Source organism: Bradyrhizobium sp. SRL28 (assembly GCF_018596315.1).
GTDB lineage: Bacteria > Pseudomonadota > Alphaproteobacteria > Rhizobiales > Xanthobacteraceae > Bradyrhizobium.
On record NZ_JAHEAG010000001.1, the window covers coordinates 456,635 to 476,873 of the forward strand.

At 62.1% G+C, this 20,239-nt stretch carries 20 protein-coding genes; 10 read left to right on the forward strand and 10 right to left on the reverse strand.

Annotated features, from left to right (window positions below; genetic code table 11):
• Positions 1-15: 15 nt before the first annotated feature.
• From KIP88_RS01915 to dctA, 3 genes are all read right to left on the reverse strand, one after another.
• A complete protein-coding gene (locus tag KIP88_RS01915; protein ID WP_214486127.1) occupies positions 16-870 on the reverse strand; it encodes a bifunctional allantoicase/(S)-ureidoglycine aminohydrolase in 855 nt (284 codons plus the stop codon).
• A gap of 47 nt (positions 871-917) precedes the next feature.
• Positions 918-1,454, reverse strand: a complete 537-nt coding sequence (locus tag KIP88_RS01920; RefSeq protein WP_214486128.1) for an ureidoglycolate lyase — start codon at positions 1,452-1,454, stop codon at positions 918-920.
• Between the two features lie 106 nt (positions 1,455-1,560).
• Positions 1,561-2,895 carry a C4-dicarboxylate transporter DctA gene (gene dctA / locus KIP88_RS01925; RefSeq protein WP_214486129.1) on the reverse strand — a complete coding sequence of 445 codons (1,335 nt, stop codon included), beginning with the start codon at positions 2,893-2,895 and terminating at the stop codon, positions 1,561-1,563.
• A 278-nt stretch (positions 2,896-3,173) separates the two neighbouring features.
• Between dctA and KIP88_RS01930 the strand changes: the two genes are divergently transcribed.
• A complete protein-coding gene (locus KIP88_RS01930) occupies positions 3,174-4,088 on the forward strand; it encodes a LysR substrate-binding domain-containing protein (protein WP_214486130.1) in 915 nt (304 codons plus the stop codon).
• Between the two features lie 73 nt (positions 4,089-4,161).
• Here KIP88_RS01930 and KIP88_RS01935 read toward each other — a convergent pair whose 3' ends face one another.
• From KIP88_RS01935 to KIP88_RS01955, 5 genes are all read right to left on the reverse strand, one after another.
• Positions 4,162-5,193, reverse strand: a complete 1,032-nt coding sequence (locus tag KIP88_RS01935) for an L-idonate 5-dehydrogenase (protein WP_214486131.1) — start codon at positions 5,191-5,193, stop codon at positions 4,162-4,164.
• A 23-nt stretch (positions 5,194-5,216) separates the two neighbouring features.
• Positions 5,217-5,984 (reverse strand): SDR family oxidoreductase, encoded by a 768-nt coding sequence (locus KIP88_RS01940; protein WP_214486132.1) that lies wholly within the window; start codon positions 5,982-5,984, stop codon positions 5,217-5,219.
• 108 nt (positions 5,985-6,092) lie between these two features.
• Positions 6,093-6,797: an RraA family protein gene (locus KIP88_RS01945; RefSeq protein ID WP_214486133.1), complete on the reverse strand. Its 705-nt coding sequence runs from the start codon at positions 6,795-6,797 to the stop codon at positions 6,093-6,095.
• Between the two features lie 96 nt (positions 6,798-6,893).
• On the reverse strand, positions 6,894-7,691 hold the full coding sequence (locus KIP88_RS01950) for an enoyl-CoA hydratase/isomerase family protein (RefSeq protein ID WP_214486134.1): 798 nt from the start codon (positions 7,689-7,691) through the stop codon (positions 6,894-6,896).
• 58 nt (positions 7,692-7,749) lie between these two features.
• The gene (locus KIP88_RS01955) at positions 7,750-8,562 is read right to left on the reverse strand and encodes an amidohydrolase family protein (protein ID WP_249790459.1); all 813 of its coding nucleotides are present in this window, start codon (positions 8,560-8,562) and stop codon (positions 7,750-7,752) included.
• Between the two features lie 315 nt (positions 8,563-8,877).
• Between KIP88_RS01955 and KIP88_RS01960 the strand changes: the two genes are divergently transcribed.
• The 3 genes from KIP88_RS01960 (at position 8,878) to KIP88_RS01970 (ending at position 11,053) form a co-directional block, all read left to right on the forward strand.
• Positions 8,878-9,477: a TetR/AcrR family transcriptional regulator gene (locus KIP88_RS01960; protein ID WP_214486136.1), complete on the forward strand. Its 600-nt coding sequence runs from the start codon at positions 8,878-8,880 to the stop codon at positions 9,475-9,477.
• A gap of 248 nt (positions 9,478-9,725) precedes the next feature.
• The gene (locus tag KIP88_RS01965) at positions 9,726-10,433 is read left to right on the forward strand and encodes a glutathione S-transferase family protein (protein ID WP_214486137.1); all 708 of its coding nucleotides are present in this window, start codon (positions 9,726-9,728) and stop codon (positions 10,431-10,433) included.
• An 11-nt stretch (positions 10,434-10,444) separates the two neighbouring features.
• Positions 10,445-11,053, forward strand: coding sequence for a DsbA family protein (locus KIP88_RS01970; RefSeq protein ID WP_214486138.1), 609 nt, complete (start codon positions 10,445-10,447; stop codon positions 11,051-11,053).
• Between the two features lie 37 nt (positions 11,054-11,090).
• Here KIP88_RS01970 and KIP88_RS01975 read toward each other — a convergent pair whose 3' ends face one another.
• Both KIP88_RS01975 and KIP88_RS48110 read right to left on the reverse strand, forming a co-directional pair.
• Positions 11,091-11,468, reverse strand: a complete 378-nt coding sequence (locus tag KIP88_RS01975; protein ID WP_214486139.1) for a carboxymuconolactone decarboxylase family protein — start codon at positions 11,466-11,468, stop codon at positions 11,091-11,093.
• Positions 11,469-11,516: 48 nt separating this feature from the next.
• A complete protein-coding gene (locus KIP88_RS48110) occupies positions 11,517-12,860 on the reverse strand; it encodes an MmgE/PrpD family protein (RefSeq protein ID WP_214486140.1) in 1,344 nt (447 codons plus the stop codon).
• Between the two features lie 158 nt (positions 12,861-13,018).
• Between KIP88_RS48110 and KIP88_RS01985 the strand changes: the two genes are divergently transcribed.
• From KIP88_RS01985 to KIP88_RS02010, 6 genes are all read left to right on the forward strand, one after another.
• Complete coding sequence (locus tag KIP88_RS01985; protein WP_283848475.1) at positions 13,019-13,939, forward strand: NAD(P)-dependent oxidoreductase; 921 nt, start codon at positions 13,019-13,021, stop codon at positions 13,937-13,939.
• Positions 13,940-13,968: 29 nt separating this feature from the next.
• Positions 13,969-15,366: an MmgE/PrpD family protein gene (locus KIP88_RS01990; RefSeq protein WP_214486142.1), complete on the forward strand. Its 1,398-nt coding sequence runs from the start codon at positions 13,969-13,971 to the stop codon at positions 15,364-15,366.
• Between the two features lie 115 nt (positions 15,367-15,481).
• Positions 15,482-16,432 (forward strand): branched-chain amino acid ABC transporter permease, encoded by a 951-nt coding sequence (locus KIP88_RS01995; protein ID WP_308163176.1) that lies wholly within the window; start codon positions 15,482-15,484, stop codon positions 16,430-16,432.
• Complete coding sequence (locus KIP88_RS02000; protein ID WP_214486143.1) at positions 16,429-18,219, forward strand: ATP-binding cassette domain-containing protein; 1,791 nt, start codon at positions 16,429-16,431, stop codon at positions 18,217-18,219. Before KIP88_RS01995 ends, KIP88_RS02000 begins: the two co-directional genes overlap by 4 nt.
• Positions 18,206-18,913, forward strand: a complete 708-nt coding sequence (locus KIP88_RS02005; RefSeq protein WP_214486144.1) for an ABC transporter ATP-binding protein — start codon at positions 18,206-18,208, stop codon at positions 18,911-18,913. The genes KIP88_RS02000 and KIP88_RS02005 overlap by 14 nt, the downstream gene beginning before the upstream one ends.
• 30 nt (positions 18,914-18,943) lie before the next feature.
• Positions 18,944-20,212 (forward strand): ABC transporter substrate-binding protein, encoded by a 1,269-nt coding sequence (locus KIP88_RS02010; protein ID WP_214486145.1) that lies wholly within the window; start codon positions 18,944-18,946, stop codon positions 20,210-20,212.
• The last annotated feature ends 27 nt before the right edge of the window (positions 20,213-20,239 follow it).

The following is a 20,239-nucleotide window of genomic DNA, read 5'->3' on the forward strand; positions in this document are numbered from 1 at the left end:
TCGAGAAGCGCCGTTTCAAGCAAGGTGCACTGCCGCCGGCGATCTCAAGGCGCGCAGATCCATGTGCCGGTTCACGTCTTTATACAGCAGGTAGCGGAAGCGTTCCGGGCCGCCGGCGTAGCAGGCCTGAGGGCAAAAGGCGCGGAGCCACATATAATCTCCGGCCTCGACCTCAACCCAATCCTGGTTGAGCCGGTAGACGGCCTTGCCTTCCAGAACATAGAGGCCGTGCTCCATCACATGGGTCTCTGCGAAGGGGATCGACGCACCAGGTTCGAACGTCACGATCGTAATGTGCATGTCGTGTCTGATATCGGATGGATCAACGAAACGCGTCGTCGCCCACCTGCCATCCGTGTGAGGCATCGGCGTCGGCGCTATGGCGTTTTCGTTGGTGACGAAGGCATCGGGCACCGCGATATCAGGCACACGCTGATACAGCTTCCGGATCCAGTGAAAATGCACTGAACCGGAGCTGCGGTTTTGCACGCTCCAGGAGCTCCCGGGAGGCAGGTAGGCAAAGCCACCGGGCCGCAGCACATGTTCGGTTCCGGCAAGCCTCAGGGACAGCTCTCCCCCAACGACGAACAGCGCACCCTCCGCGCCTGCATCGGGTTCCGGCGACTCACTTCCTCCGCCCGGCGCCACGTCGATGAGGTAGTGCGAGAATGTTTCGGCAAAGCCGGACAGCGGTCGGGCCAGCACCCAAACGCGCGTATTGTCCCAGTGCGGAAGATAACTGGTCACGATGTCGCGGATCACGCCCTTTGGTATCACCGCATACGCATCCGTGAAGACCGCCCGGCCGGTCAGGAGCTCGGTCTGGGCCGGATGCCCTCCCGGCGGCACGTGATAGGTTCGAGATGACATTCCTTATGACCTCTTGGAGATTGATTGTGCTGGAGATCGCCGGGCCGCTAGCCCGGCTTCGCCGTGATGTCCGGGTTCGCTTCCGCCGCACCATATGGCGCGACGTGCAGCCAATTTGCCGCTTCAAGCCACCTTTCCTCGAGGTTGCTGCCCGACCCCTTACGGTCGATCACGACGAACGGACTGGCGTCCCCGACGACGAGCAGCGGATGATGCCAGCAATTTCGCGCGTAGTTCACGCCCTGTCGTCCCGATGCGGCAAATGCCCGGTAGCTTGAAGAGATATCCGGATCGGTGCACACCACCACCAGCCAGGGCGCTCCGCTCAACGGCATGAACAATTGGCTGCCCAGCGGGTGGCGCTCCATGAGTTTGATGACGAGCGGAGCTGACCTTGCAGAGCCGATGAACAGACTGACGTTGACCTCTCCACCTTCCATGGCGACGTCAATGCTGGCCAGATCGTCAAAACGCTCCGCAAAGCCTTCATTGATCAATTTCGGCTTCACGTCTGCGGTTTCCACCACCTCGCCGAATGGCGCAAACCCTGCCTTTGTCAAAGGCGCAATCGAAAGCGCTATCATCGCTCAACTCCCATCCGTCGCAGATCCAAAAACGGGATCATCGACGATGTGGTCCGGCACGACCACCGCTTTGTCTGACCGGTGCCGGACCCACTGATGCATGGTCTCAGGACGTCTGAAGCTGCGCTCCGGATGCAGCGATACCGACGGGATCGACCGATGTGTCGATATCGATGGCGGCGGCCTCGCCATTCAAGACGCGATGCGCCTTTTCCCGATCGATGTCGCCTTCCCATGAGGCGACGGCAACCGTGGCAACGCAGTTTCCGACATAGTTGCCCAGCGCGCGCGCGATACCGATGAACCAGTCCACCGACAAAAGCAGCACCAATCCGATGGCTGGAATGGCCGGAATAGCCGCGAGTGTCGCCGCAAGGACAACGATGGCCGAGCCCGGGACGCCGTGAGCACCTTTCGAGGTCAGGAGCGCAATGCCGAGAATGGCCAGAAGATCACCCGTCGCCAGCGGCGTGTTGGTGGCCTGGGCAATGAATACGGCCGCCAGCGTCAGGTAGATCGAGAACGCGTCGAGATTGAACGAGTATCCGGTCGGAATGACCAGCCCAACGGTCGACGGCTTGATGCCGAGGAGCTCGAGCTTCCGCATGGTCTGTGGCAGCACGCTGTCTCCGGCCGCCGTGCCAAGAACAATCGTCAGCTCTTCGCGGAAATAACGAAGCAGCTTGAACAGGCTGAAGCCGGAAAAGCGCATGACCGCGCCCAGCACCACGACGACAAAGACGGCCACGGCCACATAGAACAGGGCGACGAGGCCGCCGAGTTGCTTGAGCGAGCCGATACCATATTTGCCGACGGTAAATGCAATCGCCCCAAAGACACCGAGCGGCGCCAGCCTGACGACGAAATTCATCATCTTGAAGATGATGTCGCTGACGCGCCCGATGAAATCCGCCACCGGCTTGGCCCGCTCGCCGCACAGGGAGACGGCGCAGCCAAACATGATCGAGACGATCAATACCTGCAGGATGTCGCCGGTCGTGAACGCTCCGACCACGGTCGAAGGTATGAGCTTCATGAGGAATTCCGAGACGCCGCCGCCGGAAACCTGGGCTGCGGTCTGGCTGAAGCCGCTCAGCGCTTTTGCATCCAGCGTCTTCGGATCGATGTTCATGCCAACGCCGGGCTCGAAGTAATAGGCGAGCGCAATGCCGAGCACCAAGGCAATCGTCGTTATGACCTCGAAGTATATGAGCGCGCGCACCCCGACCCGTCCAACCTTCGAGAGATCCCCGGCAGCGGCGATGCCGTGCACGACGACACAAAACACGATCACCGGAACCAGCATCTTGATGAGTTTGATGAAGCCGTCGCCCAGCGGTTTCATCTGAAGGGCAACGTCAGGGTAGGCCATGCCGAGTGCAATACCCAGTCCGAGCGCAATGGCGACCTGGAAGAAGAGTGACTTGAATATATTTGGCACGGCTTTCCCCACTTGGTTGGCGTTTCCATGAATGCGGCTTGGTCGGCCCACGGCCGATGCCGCTATTGTTTTGACGGCGACGTTGACGTCGCTTCGAAACCGATTGCTCCCCGCCCCCGGGCTGTTGCCCGGCCGCGCCGACCCGCCTGCCCGCCTCGACCTTCGCGACACGGCGCCTCGCCCTGGCCCATCAACCGAAGCAGCACATCCCCCTATTCGTTGACCACGCCGGGTCAAGTGTCCAATATATAGAACGACACGATCAAGAGGATATCGCTATGGATCTCCGTCAAATTAGATATTTCATCGCCGTGGCCGAGGAGTGCAGCTTCACCGTCGCGGCGCGGCGGCTGAACCTTTCCCAACCCCCGCTGAGCCAGCAAATCCAGGCACTCGAAGCTGCGCTGGGGACGCAACTCCTCTATAGGACCAGCCGCAAGGTCGAGCTGACGCAGGCCGGAGAAGCGCTGCTCGCACGCGCCCGCGCCATTCAGCAGCAGATCAAACTGGCGGAAGACGAGGTCCGCGCGATTGGCGCCGGCCTGGTCGGCTCTCTCGATATCGGAGCGACTGGCTCCATCTTGCGCGGGCGCCTGGCCGATCTGCTGGCTGCATACCGGAAGGATGCGCCTGCGGTGAAGATGACGGTGCATGAACAGGCACCGGCCCTGCAGATCGCAGCCCTTCTCAACCGAACGACGAACATCAGCTTGAATCGAAGCATTCCCACCGAGGACGCTTTGAGCAGCGAACTCGCGTGGTCTGAAGAGGTCGTCGTGGCCATGCCAAAAGACCATCCGCTCGCCCGGCGCAAGCGCATCGCCCTCGGCGACCTTGCGTCGGAGGACCACATCGTCCTGCAGCCGGAGAGCTCCCAATTTGCGCGCTATATACAGAAATGCTGCATCGACGCCGGCTTCCTGCCGCGGGTCTCCCAGCAAGTCGTCGATGCGCAGTCAGTGCCCAGCCTGATCGCAGCGGGTTTCGGCGTTGCCCTGGTTCCGCAATCAATAGCCCGCTTCACGACCGACGAGATCGTGTTCAGACCCATCAGGCCCTCGCCGCCGTCCGCCGACGTGTTTCTCGTCTTCAGAAAAGACGAGACGTCGATGGTGGTGCAAAATTTCATCAAGCTGGCGCGTCGTTTCCTCAGGCAGAAACGGAATGCGGGTCACCTCGTCGCCGGCAGATGATTTGGCCGACGGCGAACGCGACAGCGCGCAATAGCGTTACTACCTTTCGAGGCATGTAGAATTACATGCCACTTCAGAAGCTGAGCTGAACCTTCATGGATTGGCTGCGATCCCCCGCGATCTCGAAGGCGTGTATCGCCTCGTCCAGTCCAAAGACACCGGTCAGCAGCGGCGTCAGATCCACTCTCTTCTGGTTGATGAGGTCGACCGCCAGGCCGAACTCCTCGTGGAAGCGAAAGGTCCCGCGCATTTCGATTTCCTTGGCCACCACCAGGTTCTGCGGAATGGAGACATCGCCGCCGAGACCGAGCTGGATCAGAATGCCGCGCGGCTTGAGCACCTCTAGCCCCGAGCGAACGGCCCGCTCGTTGCCGGACGCCTCGAACTGGACATCGAAATAACCCTTGTTGGCCGAATAGGCGCCGAGCTGATCGGGATCGCTGGCGACATTGATGGTTCGATCAGCACCGAGCTGAAGCGCCTTCTCCAAAACCGCGGCCACAACGTCAGTCGCTACGATCTCGCGCGCACCGTGGAGACGCGCCGCGATGATCGCCAATGCGCCGATCGGACCGCATCCCGTCACAAGAACCCGTTTGCCGAGCAGCGATCCGGCACGGTTGACGGCGTGCAGGACGACCGCGAATGGCTCCGCAAAGGCCGCCTCATTGATCGAGACGCCGTCGGCGACCTTGTGGCACTGCCAGGCTTCGGCGACGAGACGCTGACGAAATGCCCCCTGGATATGCGGCATCGGCATCGCGCTGCCGTAGAAGCGCATGTTCAGGCACTGGTTCTGCTGGCCCTTCAGGCAATAGTCGCAAGCGTTGCAGGGCCGGCTCGGCGACACCGCGACACGGTCGCCGATCGCGAGGCCCGACACCGACCCACCCAGCGCCTTGACGGTGCCGGCGACCTCGTGACCGAGGATCATCGGCTCGCGCACCCGCACGGTGCCGAAGCCGCCATGGTTGAAATAATGCAGATCCGATCCGCAGATGCCGCCGGCCTCGACGGCGATCTCGACCTGTCCCGCACCGGCTGTCTCGGGTTCGCGTTCCTCGACCCGCAGATCGCGGGCCGCATGAATGACGACGGCTTTCATTGTTGCACTCCAGCGGCACAGACCTAGAGACTGGTGGTGATCCCGCCATCGACATAGAGCGTATGTCCGTTGACGAAGGACGAAGCCTTGCCGGACAGGAACACCGCAGCCCCGACCAGTTCCTCGACATTACCCCAGCGGGCCGCCGGTGTCCGCTTTTCGAGCCAGCTCGAGAATTCCGGATTGTCGACAAGCGCCTGGTTGAGCGGGGTCTTGAAGTAACCCGGCGCGATCGCGTTGACCTGGAGGCCGTATTTGGCCCAATCGGTGCACATGCCGCGGGTCAGATTCTTGATGGCACCCTTTGTGGCCGTGTAGGGCGCGATACCGGGACGCGCGAGCTCGCTCTGCACGGAGGCGATGTTGATGATCTTGCCCTGGCCGCGCCGGATCATGTGACGGGCGACGGCCTGGCCGACATAGAACGCGCTCGAAATATTAGTGGCGAGCAATTGCTCCCACTTCTCGACGGGGAAATCCTCGAGCGGCGAGCGAAACTGCATGCCGGCGTTATTGATCAGGATATCGATCGCGCCGGTATTCTTCTCGATCGCCTCGACACCGTCCCTGGCGGCTTGCGCCTGGGTCACGTCGAAGCCGGCCACCGACACCTTGTGCCCGGCGGCCGCCAGTCTCGCCGCGGCCGCATCAAGCTTGGCTGCGTCACGGCCATTCAGGACGATCTCGGCGCCGTGCTCGGCAAGGCCTTGCGCAAGCGCTAAGCCAATGCCCTGCGAGGAACCGGTGATGAGCGCCCTCTTACCCGTGAGTGCGAAAAGTTCAAATGCCATGTGACGATCCCGTGCTGGCTTCGAGCGCGAAAACTCACCGCCCGAGCGCCTTCTTGATACCGTTCAATCCGAGGCGCGGGAAGGGGTCAAGGTCGACTGGTAAGATTGCTATTCCTCAATCGCTCCACCGATCAGCCTGAGGTGCTCCCGGAAGCCGAACGCCGGATTCTGCCTACGCCGCGCCAGGTATTGCCCGAACGCCGCCTGGTCTCTGAAGCTCCGGCCCGCGTGCATTTCGCCGGCCTGACGGCGTTCCGTTGTCCTGATCATCTCTGCAGCTTGAACGATCTCGGCCAACCGCTCGCCCGGAAGGAAGACTACGCCATCTGCATCGCACGCTACCAGATCATCGGAACTGACCACCCAATCTCCCACCCGAGCCCAGGCGAGAACGTCGGGCGAACGTTTATCGAGCCGCTGAGGCCCGGTGGGTAGCGTGCCCAGGGAGAAGACAGGCAGTCCGATCTCGAGAAGCTCGGGGGTGTCGCGATGCAGTCCCCAGATGACGATGCCCGCCAGACCTGCGTTACGCACTTCAAGGGTCACCAGGTCGCCCACGCAGGCCTCGTCGACGCGACCTCCGTTGTCAACCACAAGCACGTCGCCGCGCTCCGCCGCTTCCAGAGCCTCGAGGAAAACATCCACGCTGCCGACGTGACGCGCCGGCCGAACCCGACCTGCGCACCGCATCGCGGTCGCTATCGGCCGCAGGGACGCCGGTGCGCACCGCACGACAACGCCGGTCCTGAGACAGGCATCGGCCAGGTGCGGCGTGCTCAACGCGCCGAGGCGCTCGATCAGTTCGCTGTTCATGACAATTGCCCCGAGTGCATTACTCTGTGGTTGAACGGTTCCTGTCGAAAACGAGCGGTTCCAACGCGTGACCCGCCAGAACCATGACTGAGGGTCTCAGGCTGGCAGCGGCCAGGTGATCTCCCTACCCTTCAGCTCGCGGTAGCGGCGGGCATTCGCGCGCAGGCTCCTGGGGTCCGACATGCCCCGCGACAGAAAATCCAGATCTAGTCGCGCCGCCGAATCGATGGCGGCCATCGTCGTTGCCTGTAAGGCGCGCTTGGAAAATGCATAGGCCGGATAGCAGTCAGGCGTCACGTGAGCGGCCCAGGCGACGGCGGCATCCAGAAGCTGGTCCGACGCCACCGTCTTCTGCACGACGCCCATCCGGCTTGCGGCCTCCAGGTCGTAGACCTGTCCGAACAGCGTGAACTCGGACGCGGCCTGCGTGCCGATCGCATATTTGATGATCTCGCAATAAACCGCCGGCATCGGAATTCCGATCGGCACCTCATTCAACGCAAACTGCAGCGCGCCTTGCGTCGCGATCCGATAGTCGCAATCGATCGCCGTGATGAACCCACCCGCATAGGCATGGCCATTGATCGCTGCGACGGTGGGCCGGGGATAGGTGAACAGGCGAAGATTGGTGGCGCGATACGCAGCGAACCAATCGTCGATCTCCCGGAGATTGCGGCGCGCGTACATGGCGAAGTGATGATCCAGGTCGAGGCCCGCCGAGAACACCTTGCCCGTCCCGGTGAGAACGACGGCACATTCGTTGAACTCCGTCTCGAGGCGATCGAACGCGGCGTGAAGATCGGCGAAGAATGTCGGGTTTTGCGCATTGACCTTGTTGGTATTCATCGTCACCACAACGACGTGGTCGTGTTTACGCTCGATAGTCCAGGGCATGTTGCATTCCTTCACGGTTGGTGAGCGGCCGGCTCGCGCCAGAGCCGAAGCTGCGCTCTCAGTTGAGCTTGAATACGCGTTCCGCATTGCCGGCGAGGAATGCGGCTTTGGCGGACTCCCCGAGATCGAGCGCGTCGAGACCGGCGACGCATTCGCCCGCCGGCCAGAACGGGTGGTTCGATCCGAACAGGATGCGGTGCCTTGGATTGCCGCGCATGTAGTCGACCAGTTCTTTGGGATACCGGCTGACCTTGTACGCCGACGTATCGATGAAGACGTTGGGATACTTCATCAGCAGCGAGAGCATCTCCCAGAGCCATGGCACACCAATGTGGCCGCCGACGATGCGCAGTTCGGGAAACTCAAGCGCAACACGATCCAGATAGGGGATGGGTCGCCCGGGCTCCGACTCCCTGAGCGGCCCGGCATGTCCGACCTGCGTACAGAAGGGAATGTCGAGCTCGCAGCACTCCGCAAACAGCGGATAGTATCGCCGGTCATCGGGCGGCAGGCCCCACACCCAAGGGAGCACACGTAGCCCCTTGAAACCATCCTGCTTCACACGACGACGAAGCTCGCGCACACCATCCATCGGCCGATAGAGATCGACCGACGCGATACCGACGAAACGGCCGGGATGAGCCCGGCAATGCTGCGCCACCTCGTCATTGCTGATCATCGGTCCGGACGGGCCGTGCCACGCACAGAGCATGCCGATCGAGACACCAGCCTGATCCATCTCCGCAAGGGTCGCCTCGACGGGTTGGCTCGTCTCCGACCACTTGCCGGGCTTCCACCGGCGCAGCGAGTCGAACATCGGATTGTGGATCCACTCCGCGTTCGGATGCTGCATCCAAGCGTCGATAATCATTGTGCCGCCACCCCTCCCTGATACGCGCGAAATCGGCATGACCACCCGTCCCCAAGCACAAGGGAGCGCTTTACATAACGACGTTATTAGAATATCCCGATAGTCCAATCGAACGCAAGGTCACGCAAGCGGTCTTCAATGTCGGGGATGAATTTCCGCCCTTGGGTTGACCTGTAGCGCGACTCGCGGCGACAAACGTGAGCGGCATCGACGGGAACGATCCCGTGGCCGCCCCTTGAAGTGCAAAAGAGCGAAAGTCGGCAGCAACCCATGGCAAGCCCTTCGGATCCAGACGTCGAAAGGCGCAAGGCCGCCGTGAGCGCATTCAAGCGGGAACTGATCCGGGACGCGGCCAAGCGGGTCTTCGTCGAGGTCGGCTTGCACGGTGCCTCGGTTCGCGAGATTGCCAAGGCGGCCGGATATACGACCGGCGCCATCTACGCGCAGTATGCGAGCAAGGAGGAGGTTTACGCCGACATTCTCCGCGAGTCCCTGAGCGACATGGCACGTGCTGTGGAACAAGCGGCCGCCGCGGCCAGGGTTGGTCACAAGGGCGCCGCTGCCCTGCGCGCCTGGTTCGAATATTTCCGCGACAGGCCAGCCGAGTACGACCTTGGCTTCTACCTGTATGGAGGAGCCAAACCTGCCGGCGTAGGCAATGAACTGAACCGGGAGCTCAATGTCCGACTGAGGCGTGTCTACGCTGCCGCGGCTGACGCACTGGAAGCCGACGGCCTGGTGAAGGCTTCGGAAAAACATGAGAGGGCGATCGCCGGAGCCTCCTGGATGTTCGGCGTGCTGCTCATGTTCAGGACCGGTCGCCTCAAGATCCTGTCGGTGGATGTGGAGCTGCTGGTCGATGAATGTCTGGCAACGTTCTATCGTGGCACGGCAGCACCCCGATCGCGGCGCTGAAGGGGCAGCTGATTGCGGCTTCAATCGGCCTGTTGATCTGCCACCGCTTCTTGCTGTGATCTTCGATAGTTGAACTGGCCATCGCACTCTGCTGGCCGCTCGATCGCCGCTACATCGAACCCTCGCGTGCCGACGCAAGCGGCGGTCTTCGCAGGACGACTTGACAAAATAATAACAGTGTTATCCAAATATATCTAGAATGCATATCCGCGGACGCCCTTGCAAACAGCCAACCTGAACGGCCGCCAATGATTCGCCTCTACACCTGGCCAACGCCGAACGGTCATAAAGTCCAGATCATGCTTGAGGAAGTCGGTGTGCCCTACACGGTACATCCGGTCGACATCATCCGTGGCGCTCAATTCAATCCTGACTATCTCGCGCTCAACCCGAACAACAAGGTGCCAACGATCGTCGATGAAGATGGCCCCGGCGGCAAACCACTCACAGTATTCGAGACGGGCGCGATCCTCGTATACCTTGCCGAGAAGACCGGACAATTCATGCCGTCGGACCCGCGGGCGCGTTCCGGGGTGATGCAATGGCTCATGTGGCAGATGGGAGGGCTTGGTCCGATGCTCGGCCAGGCGCAGCATTTCCATCGCTACGCCACCGAGAAAGTGCCTTATGCGATTGAGCGGTACACCAAGGAAGGCCGGCGCCTGTTGTGCGTGATGGAACGGCAGCTCGACGGGATCGACTACCTTGCCGGAGATTATTCCATCGCCGACATCGCCTGCTTTCCCTGGGTTCGCATCCACAAGATGGCGAACCAGAGCCTCGATGATCTGCCGCGCGTTTCGCGATGGTATGCGGCCATCCGTGCCCGCCCGGCGGTAGAGCGAGGCATCAAGCTGCTGCTCGATCAATGGGTTGACGTCACAAAGAGCGAGGAAGCGCGGACAAATCTGTTCGGCAGTCCCCAGTATCGGTCGAGCGCGAACGGATTGCCGTGAACAGATCCGATATGACCTCAACCGTCATTCTCTACGTCGATTACCGCAGCCCGTTCTCTTACCTCGTGAAGGAAGAAGCCTACGCGCTCGCACGGGATTTCGGCGTGAGGCTGCTCTGGCAACCCTTCACCACCGATTTCGAGGGAGCCTATGGCGGCGCAGTCGAAGAGCGAACCGACCGGGATTGGCGCAAGGTTCGCTATCTCTACATGGATGCAAGGCGCCTTGGTGCCCGGCGGGACTTGATCATCCGCGGCACGACTAAAATCTTCGACCCCACTCTCGCGCATATCGGCATGCTGCTTGCCTCACAGACGCACGATCCCGTGTTCCGCTGCTATCACGATACGCTCTGCGAGCGCTTTTGGCGCGGCGACCTCGATATCGAAGACGCGCGAGTGATAAGGGCCCTCCTCATCGAGGCGGGCGCGGATGGCAGCGCTTTCGACGCGCTGGTCGCATCCGGCAAAGGGGCCCGCCAATGCCGAGCGATCGCTGCGGAGGCTGAAGAGCGGGGCGTTTTCGGCGTCCCGACATTCGTGCTGCAGGATACAGGCGAGCTCTTTTGGGGCAGCGATCGGGTCTGGCTGCTGCGCGAGCGGCTGTCGGACAAGCTGTAGCCAGCAAAGACAGCAGGAGCGCAGCCTGCCAACCCTGTCATTTTCCTTCCACCTCGTTGAACGCCTCACGCGCATTCCGGAAGGCATCGATTCCGGAGGGGATGCCGCAATACACGCCGACCTGCAGCAGGATCTCCTTGATCTCGTCCTTGGTGAGGCCGTTCTTTAGCGCCCCCTTGACGTGCAGCTTCAGTTCGTGGGGCCGGTTCAGTGCCCCGAGCATCGCCAGATTAACGATGCTGCGGGTGCGGCGGTCCAGTCCCGGACGGGTCCACAATGCCCCCCAGCAAAATTCAGTCGACCATTCCGCCATCGTCCGGGTGAACTCGTCGGCGCCGGCGATGGATTTGTTGACGTAGTCCTCGCCGAGCACTTCCTTGCGGACCTTCAGGCCTTTTTCGAACAATTCGCTCATCGTTGGTTCCTTCCACGGTTTGAGTACTCTTTTTCAAGGCAGCGCGGCTCAGCCGTGCGCCCTCATCAGGCCCGAGACGTCCGCAAGCGTATCGAGACGCCACACATCATCGATGATGCGATCCATATCCCAACCGGCGCCACCCAACCGCGCACAATCGCGCAGTTTCGCTTCGATATCGCGGTCCGACAGCGGATCGGCAAGACTGCCCTTCGCTTCCATCACAATCTCGCTGAGCGTCTCTCCCGACGTCAGTTGGATAATGACGCGCGCGGCACCATCCGGAAGCGAAGCGTCAAGCGCCGCCCTCACCTTCTGGCGCAGGGACACGATGTCCGGTCGAAATACGGTCGCATCCGCGAACTCGGTGACGCCGGCCGCACCCAACAGCAGCGCACAGGCGGCGCAATGATGAATGCTGACCCGTGCATCGCGTTCGTTACGAACCGGCCGGTCGCCGCGCGCCAGCAGCAGCGCCGAGCCCTGCACCGTGATGGAGGCGATATCATCGATGCGCTGGTTCAGCTTCGCCCGCAAATTGAAGCAGGCATCGATCACCGCATGAAACACGATGCCCGCCGGATAGGGCTTGTAGGTATTTTTCGTAATCTCCCAGGTCCTGCCGAGACCGCCCGTCAAGCGTGCAGTATCTGGCACGTCCCCCATGGCGCGGGCCCAACCGAGCGGCCCTTCAATGGCCCGCGGCGATGCGGAATAGCCTTCTGCCGCGAGCAATGCCGCGAACAGGCCGTTGCGCGCCGCGTTGCCGACGCTGACATTCTTGGCGGCGCTCGGCAGGTTTTCGACGATCCCGGCCGATTGGCTGGCGGCAATTCCGATCGCATTCGAAATCTGGTCCGCCGGGAGCTCGAGCAGTTTCGCGCAGGCCGCGGCCGCACCGAACACCCCGCAAGTCGAGGTGATGTGCCAGCCACGCGCGTAATGTCCAGGGGACACCGCGTTGCCGATGCGGCATTCCACTTCCACACCAAGAATGAATGCCGTGAGAACAGCCTGCCCCGAAAATCCCCGCGTTTGCGCCAACGCCAGAACCGGCGCTGCGACGGGCGCGGCCGGATGAATGATGGTGTCCAGATGGGTATCGTCGAAATCAAGCAGGTTGGCCGAAACCGCGTTGACGAACGACGCGCCCAGCGCATCGAGCCGTTCCGGACGGCCGATGACCGCAGATGTCGCTGCACCGCTGAACGGCAATAACGTGCGCAACGCAGCGCTGACGGCGGGGTCATATGCCGAACCGAGCGCGGTGGCGAAAAAATTCAGGATCGAGCGTTTAGCTTCGTGATTATGCGCGGCAACATCCGCCCACAACGTGCCAGCAACGAAATCGGCGAAAATTGTGCCGGCGCCTTGCGCTTCATCCTGCCGCACTGAGCGAGTTCCTCGGATCTTGTTTTTCCGACCCTATTCCGGCGCGGCATCGCCTGTCGACAAGAATCTTATGCTTGACAGATTGACTGACAATCTTGACATTCGGCGAAACGCGACCGGGGAACCCTGGCGCGGCAAGAACAAGAAAGCGCCCGTGCTTGCGGCGCGACAGGGAGCGAACCATGGCAGCAGCAGAAACAATCGGCTTTGTCGGCACGGGCCGCATGGGTGGACCGATGGCCGGGCGTCTGCTCGACGCCGGCTATTCGCTGTGCGTTTACGATTCGCAGAGCGAGGCGACCAAAGCACTGGTTGCGCGTGGCGCACGGCTTGTGAAATCGCCCGCCGAAGTCGCATCGAGCGCAGACATCGTGCTGGCAAGCCTCCCGACTCCGGACATCGTCAAGGCGGTTGCGCTGGGGCCCGATGGAATCGTTGCCGGAAACCGCGCCACGGTCCTGATCGACCTGTCCACCACCGGACCCGGCGCGGCCAAATTGATCGCGAAAGGGTTCGAACCGAGAAACCTGACGCTGGTCGATGCGCCGGTCAGCGGTGGCATCAAGGGCGCGGTGAACGGCACGCTCGCGGTGATGGTGTCCTGCCCGAAGGCGACCTATGAAAGGGTTGAGCCGATCCTGAAGCACTTCGGAAAGCTGTTTTACACCGGTGACAAGCCGGGCACGGCACAGACGGCGAAACTCGCCAACAATCTGATGGCGGCTGCAGCACTGGTGATCACCTCCGAAGCGGTGGCGATGGGGGTCAAGGGCGGCGTCAACGCCAAGGTGCTGATCGATATCATCAACGCCAGCAGCGGTCGCAATAGCGCCTCGGAAGATAAATTCCCCCGCGCAGTGCTTCCCGGCACGTTCGATTTCGGATTTACCACCGGCCTCTCCTACAAGGACGTTCGGCTCTGCGTCGATGAAGCCGAGGCGATGGGCGTCCCGATGGTCTGCGGCTCGGTGGTCCGGCAGATGCTCGCCATCACCAACGCCAAATATGGCGCCTCATCCGACTTCACCTCGATCGCAAAAGTGCTGGAGGAATGGGCCGGCGTGGAAATGCGCGGCTAGACCCGGGCGTCGCGCGAGGGACGATTGCCATGACGATCGGATCTGCTGGACCAGGCGAAGTTTCATTGGCGCGTGCGCTGGCGCGCGCCGCACTTGCCGTCGATCCCGGTCGCTTCGATGCCGAAGTCATCGCCAAGGCGAAAATCTGCCTGCTGGATTTTCTCTCCTGTGCCTTCGAGGCGCGAAATCATCCGTGGAGCCGCCAGGCGATCGGCATCGCACGCGAGGTTGGAGACGGCGCGACCGTCATCGGCACCCACACCCTCGCCTCGCCGGGTGATGCGGCCTTCGCCAACGCCACCATGGGCCACGGCCTGGTGCGCGAAGACATGCACGCCGCCAGCATCTGCCACCATGGCGTGGTGATCTGGCCGACCCTGCTCGCATTGTCGGAGCGAACATCGCTATCCGGCGCATCATTCCTTGCCGCCGCAATCATCGGCTATGAGGCCGGCGCGCAGATCGGCCGCGCGCTCTTTACCGCCGACCTCGCCCGCCTCTACCGGCCGACCGGCCTTGTTGCGCCACTCGGCGCAGCGCTAGCGGGAAGCTATGCCCTCGGCCTTACCGAAGATGCCGCAACCAGCGCGATTGCCATTGCCGCCAACACATCGTCCGGCCTGAACGAATGGCCGCGCGCGGGCGGCTCCGAGATGTATTTCCACCCGGGCTTTGCCGCGCGCAACGCGATTGCCGCGATCGAACTGGCCGAGGCCGGCGCCGTCGCTTCGGAAACAATCCTCGAGGGCGAGGCCGGATTGTTCGCCGCCTTCCGCCGCCAGCCTGCTCCGTCCGAGATCCGGTTGTTTGCCGGCCCGCAGCCCGAGATCATGGCCGTCTACAACAAGCCCGCTCCCGCCTGCAATTTCGCGCAGACCGCGGCGCAGGCAGCCCTGCGCGCCGCGCGCGAACTCGGGACAGCGGAAGACATCGCGACCGTTGCGATCCGGGTCCCCGAAGCGGCGGCCCGCTACCCCGGCTGTGACTCCAAGGGGCCATTTCACAATGCGTTGCAAGCCAAGATGAGCATTCCCTTCAGCGTCGCCGCCGTGCTGGCGCGCGGCGCGCTCGAAGAGGAAAATTACGCTGATGTCGGCGATCTCAGGATTCTGCGCCTCGTCGAACGGACCGATTTGCAAAGCGATCCTGGCCTTACCGCCGCGTTCCCCGCGAACCAGGGCGCCGAGGTCCTTGTTGGGTTGCGCGGTGGAAAAACCATCCATCAGCGTCTCGACAATGTCATTGCCGCGACGCCGGAGGAAATCCGTGTCCGCTTTCGGCAAGCTGCTTGCGATGTCATCGGCGACAAGCGCGCACGGCATCTGGAAGAACTCGTCGACGATTGCACATCGCTTCCGGACAGCCGCGTCATCGCCGCCCGGTGCCGACTCGAACCGACAGAGCAACGACTGCGGCCAGCGTCATGATCGATAACGACAAACGGAAAATGGGGGGCACAATGTTCAAACCGGAGACGGCCGACGCGGCCATATCTATAGCTGATCCGAAACCGGGATACTCCCTTCCCGCGCGAGGTCTCCGGTGACCCAGGCACTGGAAGGCTTCCTGCAAGCATTGTCCGCCGGACTTTTGATCGGCGCGGTCTACGGCTTGATGTGCGTCGGGCTCGGGCTGATTTTCGGCGTCATGCGGGTGATCAATTTCGCCCAGGGCGATTTCATGATGCTCGGCATGTATGCGGCGTTCTATTTCTTCACCGCGCTCGGCGTTCAGGCCACGTTCGGCAACACCTTTGGACCGTTTGTCGCAATCCTGCTGGCCGGCCCGGTGCTGGCTGTCTTCGGTTACTTCGTCCACCTGACACTGATCTCGCGCGTATCAGGCACGCGCACCTCTTCGCTCGAGGGCGAGGGTCATTATGCCCAGCTCATTCTGACGCTGGGGATCGCGCTGATCCTGCAGAATGGCGGCCTGCTCGTGTTCGGTTCGGTGCTGGCATCGATCCGAACGCCGCTATCGAGTTCGGCGTGGGAGCTTGGACCGTTGTTTTATGACGTCAGCGTCTTCATCAACAAGGCGCGCGGGATAGACGCGGTTGTTTCGCTGGTGACGATGTTGCTATTGACGCTCATGATCACGCGGTCGCGGATCGGAAAGTCGCTGCGCGCCGCTGCCGACAACCCCACCGCGGCGACCTATATGGGTATCGACGTCGATCGCGCGCACCGCATTGCCTTCGCGCTCGGCACCGGTATCACCGCCATTGCCGGCGGCCTGCTCGCCACCAACTATCCATTTCACCCCTTTGTCGGAGTCGAATACGTCATCGTCATGTACGCCGGCGTCGTGCTCGGCGGCATGGGCAGCATTGTCGGTGCCTTCTGGGGCGGCATGACGATCGGCCTGGTCCAGCAGATGTCCACGCTGATCCTGCCGACGCAATTGCAGAACGCCGCGATCTTCGTGGTGTTTCTTCTGATCATCTTCTTCCGCCCGCAAGGTTTCTTCGGGCGCATGGTCGAGAGGACATGACCATGCGTGGATGGCGATCGCTGCTGCCTATCATTGTGTTCACCGCACTCTATGCGGCGGTGTCGCTGAGCGTGACCAATTCCTATTACCAGTTGGTGATGACGCTGGTTCCGGTCTGGGCGATATTCGGCCTGTCGTGGAACCTGCTCAGCGGATACACCGGGCTGATATCGTTCGGTCATGCGGCCTTCTTCGGCGTCGGGGCCTATGCCGTCGTGCTCGGCCAGATCCATTTCGATCTGTCGCCGTGGATCATGATCCCCATCGCAGCCATTCTCGGCGGCATTGCCGGATTGCTGATCGGATTTCCGACTTTCCGCCTGCAGGGCCACTACTTCGCGCTGGCGATGCTCGCCTACCCGCTCGCCATTCTCTATGTGTTCGAATGGCTCGGCCTTCAGGAAGTCACGCTGCCAATCAAGCGCGACAATCCGATCGCCTATATGCAATTTGCCGATCACCGTCTCTACACGCTGCTGGCGCTGGCGATGATGCTCGGCACGATCCTGCTGACGCGGGCGATCGAACGATCGCGCTTCGGCATGGCGCTGCTGGCGATCAAACAGAACGAGGCCGCCGCGGAAGCCGCGGGGATCAACACGCTGGCCTGGAAGCTCCGGGCCGTCACTGTCAGCGGAGCCATCGCCGGAGCGGTTGGCGGATTTTACGCGGTCGTGCTGCTGGTGGTGACCCCGCAATCCGTATTCGGCATGCTGGTGTCGGCCCAGGCGCTGACGGTCGCCATGTTTGGCGGTGTCGGAACGGTCTGGGGGCCGGTGATCGGATCGGTGATCCTGATCCCACTCGCGGAAACGCTCAACGCCGAAGCAGGCTCGCGCTTTCCCGGCATTCAGGGGGTGATCTACGGCCTCGCCATCATATGCGTCATCCTTCTCGCGCCTGAGGGCCTGTTCTGGAAAGTGCGTGACTTCCTGCGCAAGCGGTCGGCACCATCGGCTGCGGCGAAGTTGAGCGCACCGGATGTTCCGGTCGCGGCTGCCGTCCCCGCCGCACCGGCGCCAGCGCGTGCCAAACGACCCACTGGGACAGGCGACGTCGTTCTCGAAGTACGTAACCTGTCGCGTTCCTTCGGCGGATTGAAAGCCGTTCAGGATGTCAGCTTCAAGCTGCGGCGAAACGAGATCCTCGGGATCATCGGCCCCAACGGGGCCGGCAAGACCACGCTGTTCAACCTGTTGAATGGTTTCCTTCGGCCAGGTACGGGCGAGATTCTCCTCGACGGACGCGAGATGTCCGGCCGCAAGCCGCACGAACTCTGCGAGGCCGGCATCGGCCGCACCTTCCAGATCATGCGCCCGTTCCTGCGCATGTCGATCTCGGACAACGTCGTGGTCGGAGCCTATGTCCGCGCCAAGACCGATGCCGAGGCAAGGCAACTGGCGACTGACGCGATTGCCCGCGTCGGCCTGTCCGAAATCGCCGACCGCATCGCCGGTGAACTCACGACCAAGGAATTACGCCTGATGGAGCTCGCCCGCGCGCTGGCCGGACAGCCACGTATCCTGCTGCTCGACGAGACGCTCGCAGGCCTCGGCCATGACGAAGCCAACGAGGTCGTAGCCGTAATCCAGCGGCTGGCCCGCGACGGCATGACGATCGCGATCATCGAACACACGATGCAGGCGATGGTTCGCCTGGTCGACAGTTTCCTGGTGCTCGACCATGGCGCCGTTATCGTCGAGGGCGAACCTGAAGCGGTGACCCGCGACAGCCGCGTCATCGAGGCCTATCTCGGCAAAAAATGGGTGGCCCATGCTCCGCATTGAAGGGCTGACCGCCGGCTATTCCGCAATTCCCGTGTTGAACGGCGTCTCAATCAAGGTCGAGGAAGGCCAGTTCGTCGCCATCGTCGGACCGAACGGCGCCGGCAAAACCACGCTGTTCAAGACGATTTCCGGTATCGTGCGCCCAAGCGCGGGAACCATCACATTCGGAGATCACGACCTGCTGGCGATCCGGCCGGCGCAACGCGCGCATCTCGGCATCGCCCACGTCCCGGAGGGCCGTCAGGTGTTTCCTTCGCTCACCGTGATGGAAAACCTCGAAATGGGTGCGATGACGGAGGCTGGCCAGCGCGACTGGAAACGCAACATCGAGCGCATTTTCGAATGGCTGCCGATCCTCGCCGAACGCCGCGGCCAGTTCGCAGGTACGCTCTCGGGCGGACAGCAGCAGATGCTGGCGATCGGCCGCGGGCTCGCAGGCTCGCCCAAGCTCCTGATGCTGGATGAACCCTCCATGGGTCTCGCGCCCACGATCGCGGATTTCATCTTCGAGCGGCTGATCGAAATCCGCCGGCAATCAAACCTGACGATCCTGCTGGTCGAACAGCGCGTGGCAGAGGCGCTCGAATCCGCCGACCACGGCTACGTTCTGGAGGCAGGCCGTGTCGCACTCGAAGGCAACAACCAAACCTTGCGGGCGGACGATCGCATCCGCAAGGCCTACCTCGGCATGTAACCAACGAACAACACCATTGGGAGGACGAAAATGGGCCAGGAAAAGATTGAGGACAACCTATCCGGCAGGAACTCGAAGACATCGCTGACGCGGCGGACCGTGCTCTCAGGTGCGGCTGCTATCGGCCTGTCGACGGTGGCACGCGCGCAGCAGCCGGCCGAGGTCAAGGTGGGCCTGATCGTGCCGCTGTCGGGCATCTACACAAGGCCGGGTCAGGTGATGCGCATGGGCGCCGAAATGGGCATCGAGCACATCAACGCGCAAGGCGGCATCAAATCGCTCGGCGGAGCGAAGATGAAGCTTGTCGTGATCGATTGTGGCGACACCACGGAAAAGGCCAAGAACGCGGCGCAGCGCATGGTCGCCCAGGAGGCCGATCTGGTTGCAGCAACCGGCTCCTATCTGAGCTCCTTCACGCTGGCGGTCACCGAGGTCACCGAGCGCGCCGAACTACCAATGCTCACGCTGTCCTATTCGGACTTGCTGACCGAGCGCGGCTTCAAATTCATCTTCCAGACGGCGGCGCCTGCGAGCCGGCAATCGGAGCTCGGCCTGCCCGAACTGATGAAGCTCGCGGAAGCCGCATCCGGCAAGCGCCCGAAGACGGTGGCGATGCTGATGGACAACACGGCGACGTCGGTTGCGACCGCCAAGGCGCTCAAGGAGAAGATCTTTACGCAGGAAGGCCTGCAACTGGTCGTGGAGGAAGTCTGGACGCCACCGCTTTCGGACGCCACGCCGCTGATTCAGAAGGTAAGGTCAGCCCGCCCGGACCTGCTGCTGTTCATGCCCAACGCGATTTCAGATGCCAAGCTCGGCCTGGAAAAAATCAACGAGTTCGGGCTCGGCCAGGGCAAAATTCCGACCGTCTCCTTCTCGATCACGATCGCCGAGCCCGACATGCTGCAAAGCGTCAGCACCGACGCCGTGCAGGGCATCATGACGGTAGTCGCCAACTGGGGCTCGAAGGGCCACGAAGCCTTGATCGCCGAGTTGAAGGCAAAATACAAAGAGCCCTGGATGACGCAGAACGTCATCTCGACCTATGGCGACATGTGGCTGATGAAGGCCGCGCTCGAACAAGCCGGCAAGGCCGACCGCCTTGCCGTTGCGCAGGCGTTCCGCACCATGGACGGCGGTCCGTCGAAACACTACCCCGGTGGTCAGCTCAAGTTCGACGAAAAGGGCCGCCGTGTCGGCGCCGGCGTCGTGATCGTGCAATGGCAGTCCGGCGTGCCCGTCACCGTCTTTCCGTCCGACCTCGCATTAGCCGCTCCGTTCTGGCCGAAGAAAGCTTGATCGCAACGCGTTTCAAACATTTCAGGG

Excerpts from the sequence above, each read along its gene's own strand:
- KIP88_RS01915 (WP_214486127.1), bottom strand. The coding sequence starts at position 870 with ATGTCATCTCGAACCTATCACGTGCCGCCGGGAGGGCATCCGGCCCAG.
- KIP88_RS01920 (WP_214486128.1), bottom strand. The coding sequence starts at position 1,454 with ATGATAGCGCTTTCGATTGCGCCTTTGACAAAGGCAGGGTTTGCGCCA.
- KIP88_RS01930 (WP_214486130.1), top strand. The coding sequence starts at position 3,174 with ATGGATCTCCGTCAAATTAGATATTTCATCGCCGTGGCCGAGGAGTGC.
- KIP88_RS01935 (WP_214486131.1), bottom strand. The coding sequence starts at position 5,193 with ATGAAAGCCGTCGTCATTCATGCGGCCCGCGATCTGCGGGTCGAGGAA.
- KIP88_RS01940 (WP_214486132.1), bottom strand. The coding sequence starts at position 5,984 with ATGGCATTTGAACTTTTCGCACTCACGGGTAAGAGGGCGCTCATCACC.
- KIP88_RS01945 (WP_214486133.1), bottom strand. The coding sequence starts at position 6,797 with ATGAACAGCGAACTGATCGAGCGCCTCGGCGCGTTGAGCACGCCGCAC.
- KIP88_RS01950 (WP_214486134.1), bottom strand. The coding sequence starts at position 7,691 with ATGCCCTGGACTATCGAGCGTAAACACGACCACGTCGTTGTGGTGACG.
- KIP88_RS01955 (WP_249790459.1), bottom strand. The coding sequence starts at position 8,562 with ATGATTATCGACGCTTGGATGCAGCATCCGAACGCGGAGTGGATCCAC.
- KIP88_RS01965 (WP_214486137.1), top strand. The coding sequence starts at position 9,726 with ATGATTCGCCTCTACACCTGGCCAACGCCGAACGGTCATAAAGTCCAG.
- KIP88_RS01970 (WP_214486138.1), top strand. The coding sequence starts at position 10,445 with ATGACCTCAACCGTCATTCTCTACGTCGATTACCGCAGCCCGTTCTCT.
- KIP88_RS01975 (WP_214486139.1), bottom strand. The coding sequence starts at position 11,468 with ATGAGCGAATTGTTCGAAAAAGGCCTGAAGGTCCGCAAGGAAGTGCTC.
- KIP88_RS01990 (WP_214486142.1), top strand. The coding sequence starts at position 13,969 with ATGACGATCGGATCTGCTGGACCAGGCGAAGTTTCATTGGCGCGTGCG.
- KIP88_RS02000 (WP_214486143.1), top strand. The coding sequence starts at position 16,429 with ATGACCATGCGTGGATGGCGATCGCTGCTGCCTATCATTGTGTTCACC.
- KIP88_RS02005 (WP_214486144.1), top strand. The coding sequence starts at position 18,206 with ATGCTCCGCATTGAAGGGCTGACCGCCGGCTATTCCGCAATTCCCGTG.
- KIP88_RS02010 (WP_214486145.1), top strand. The coding sequence starts at position 18,944 with ATGGGCCAGGAAAAGATTGAGGACAACCTATCCGGCAGGAACTCGAAG.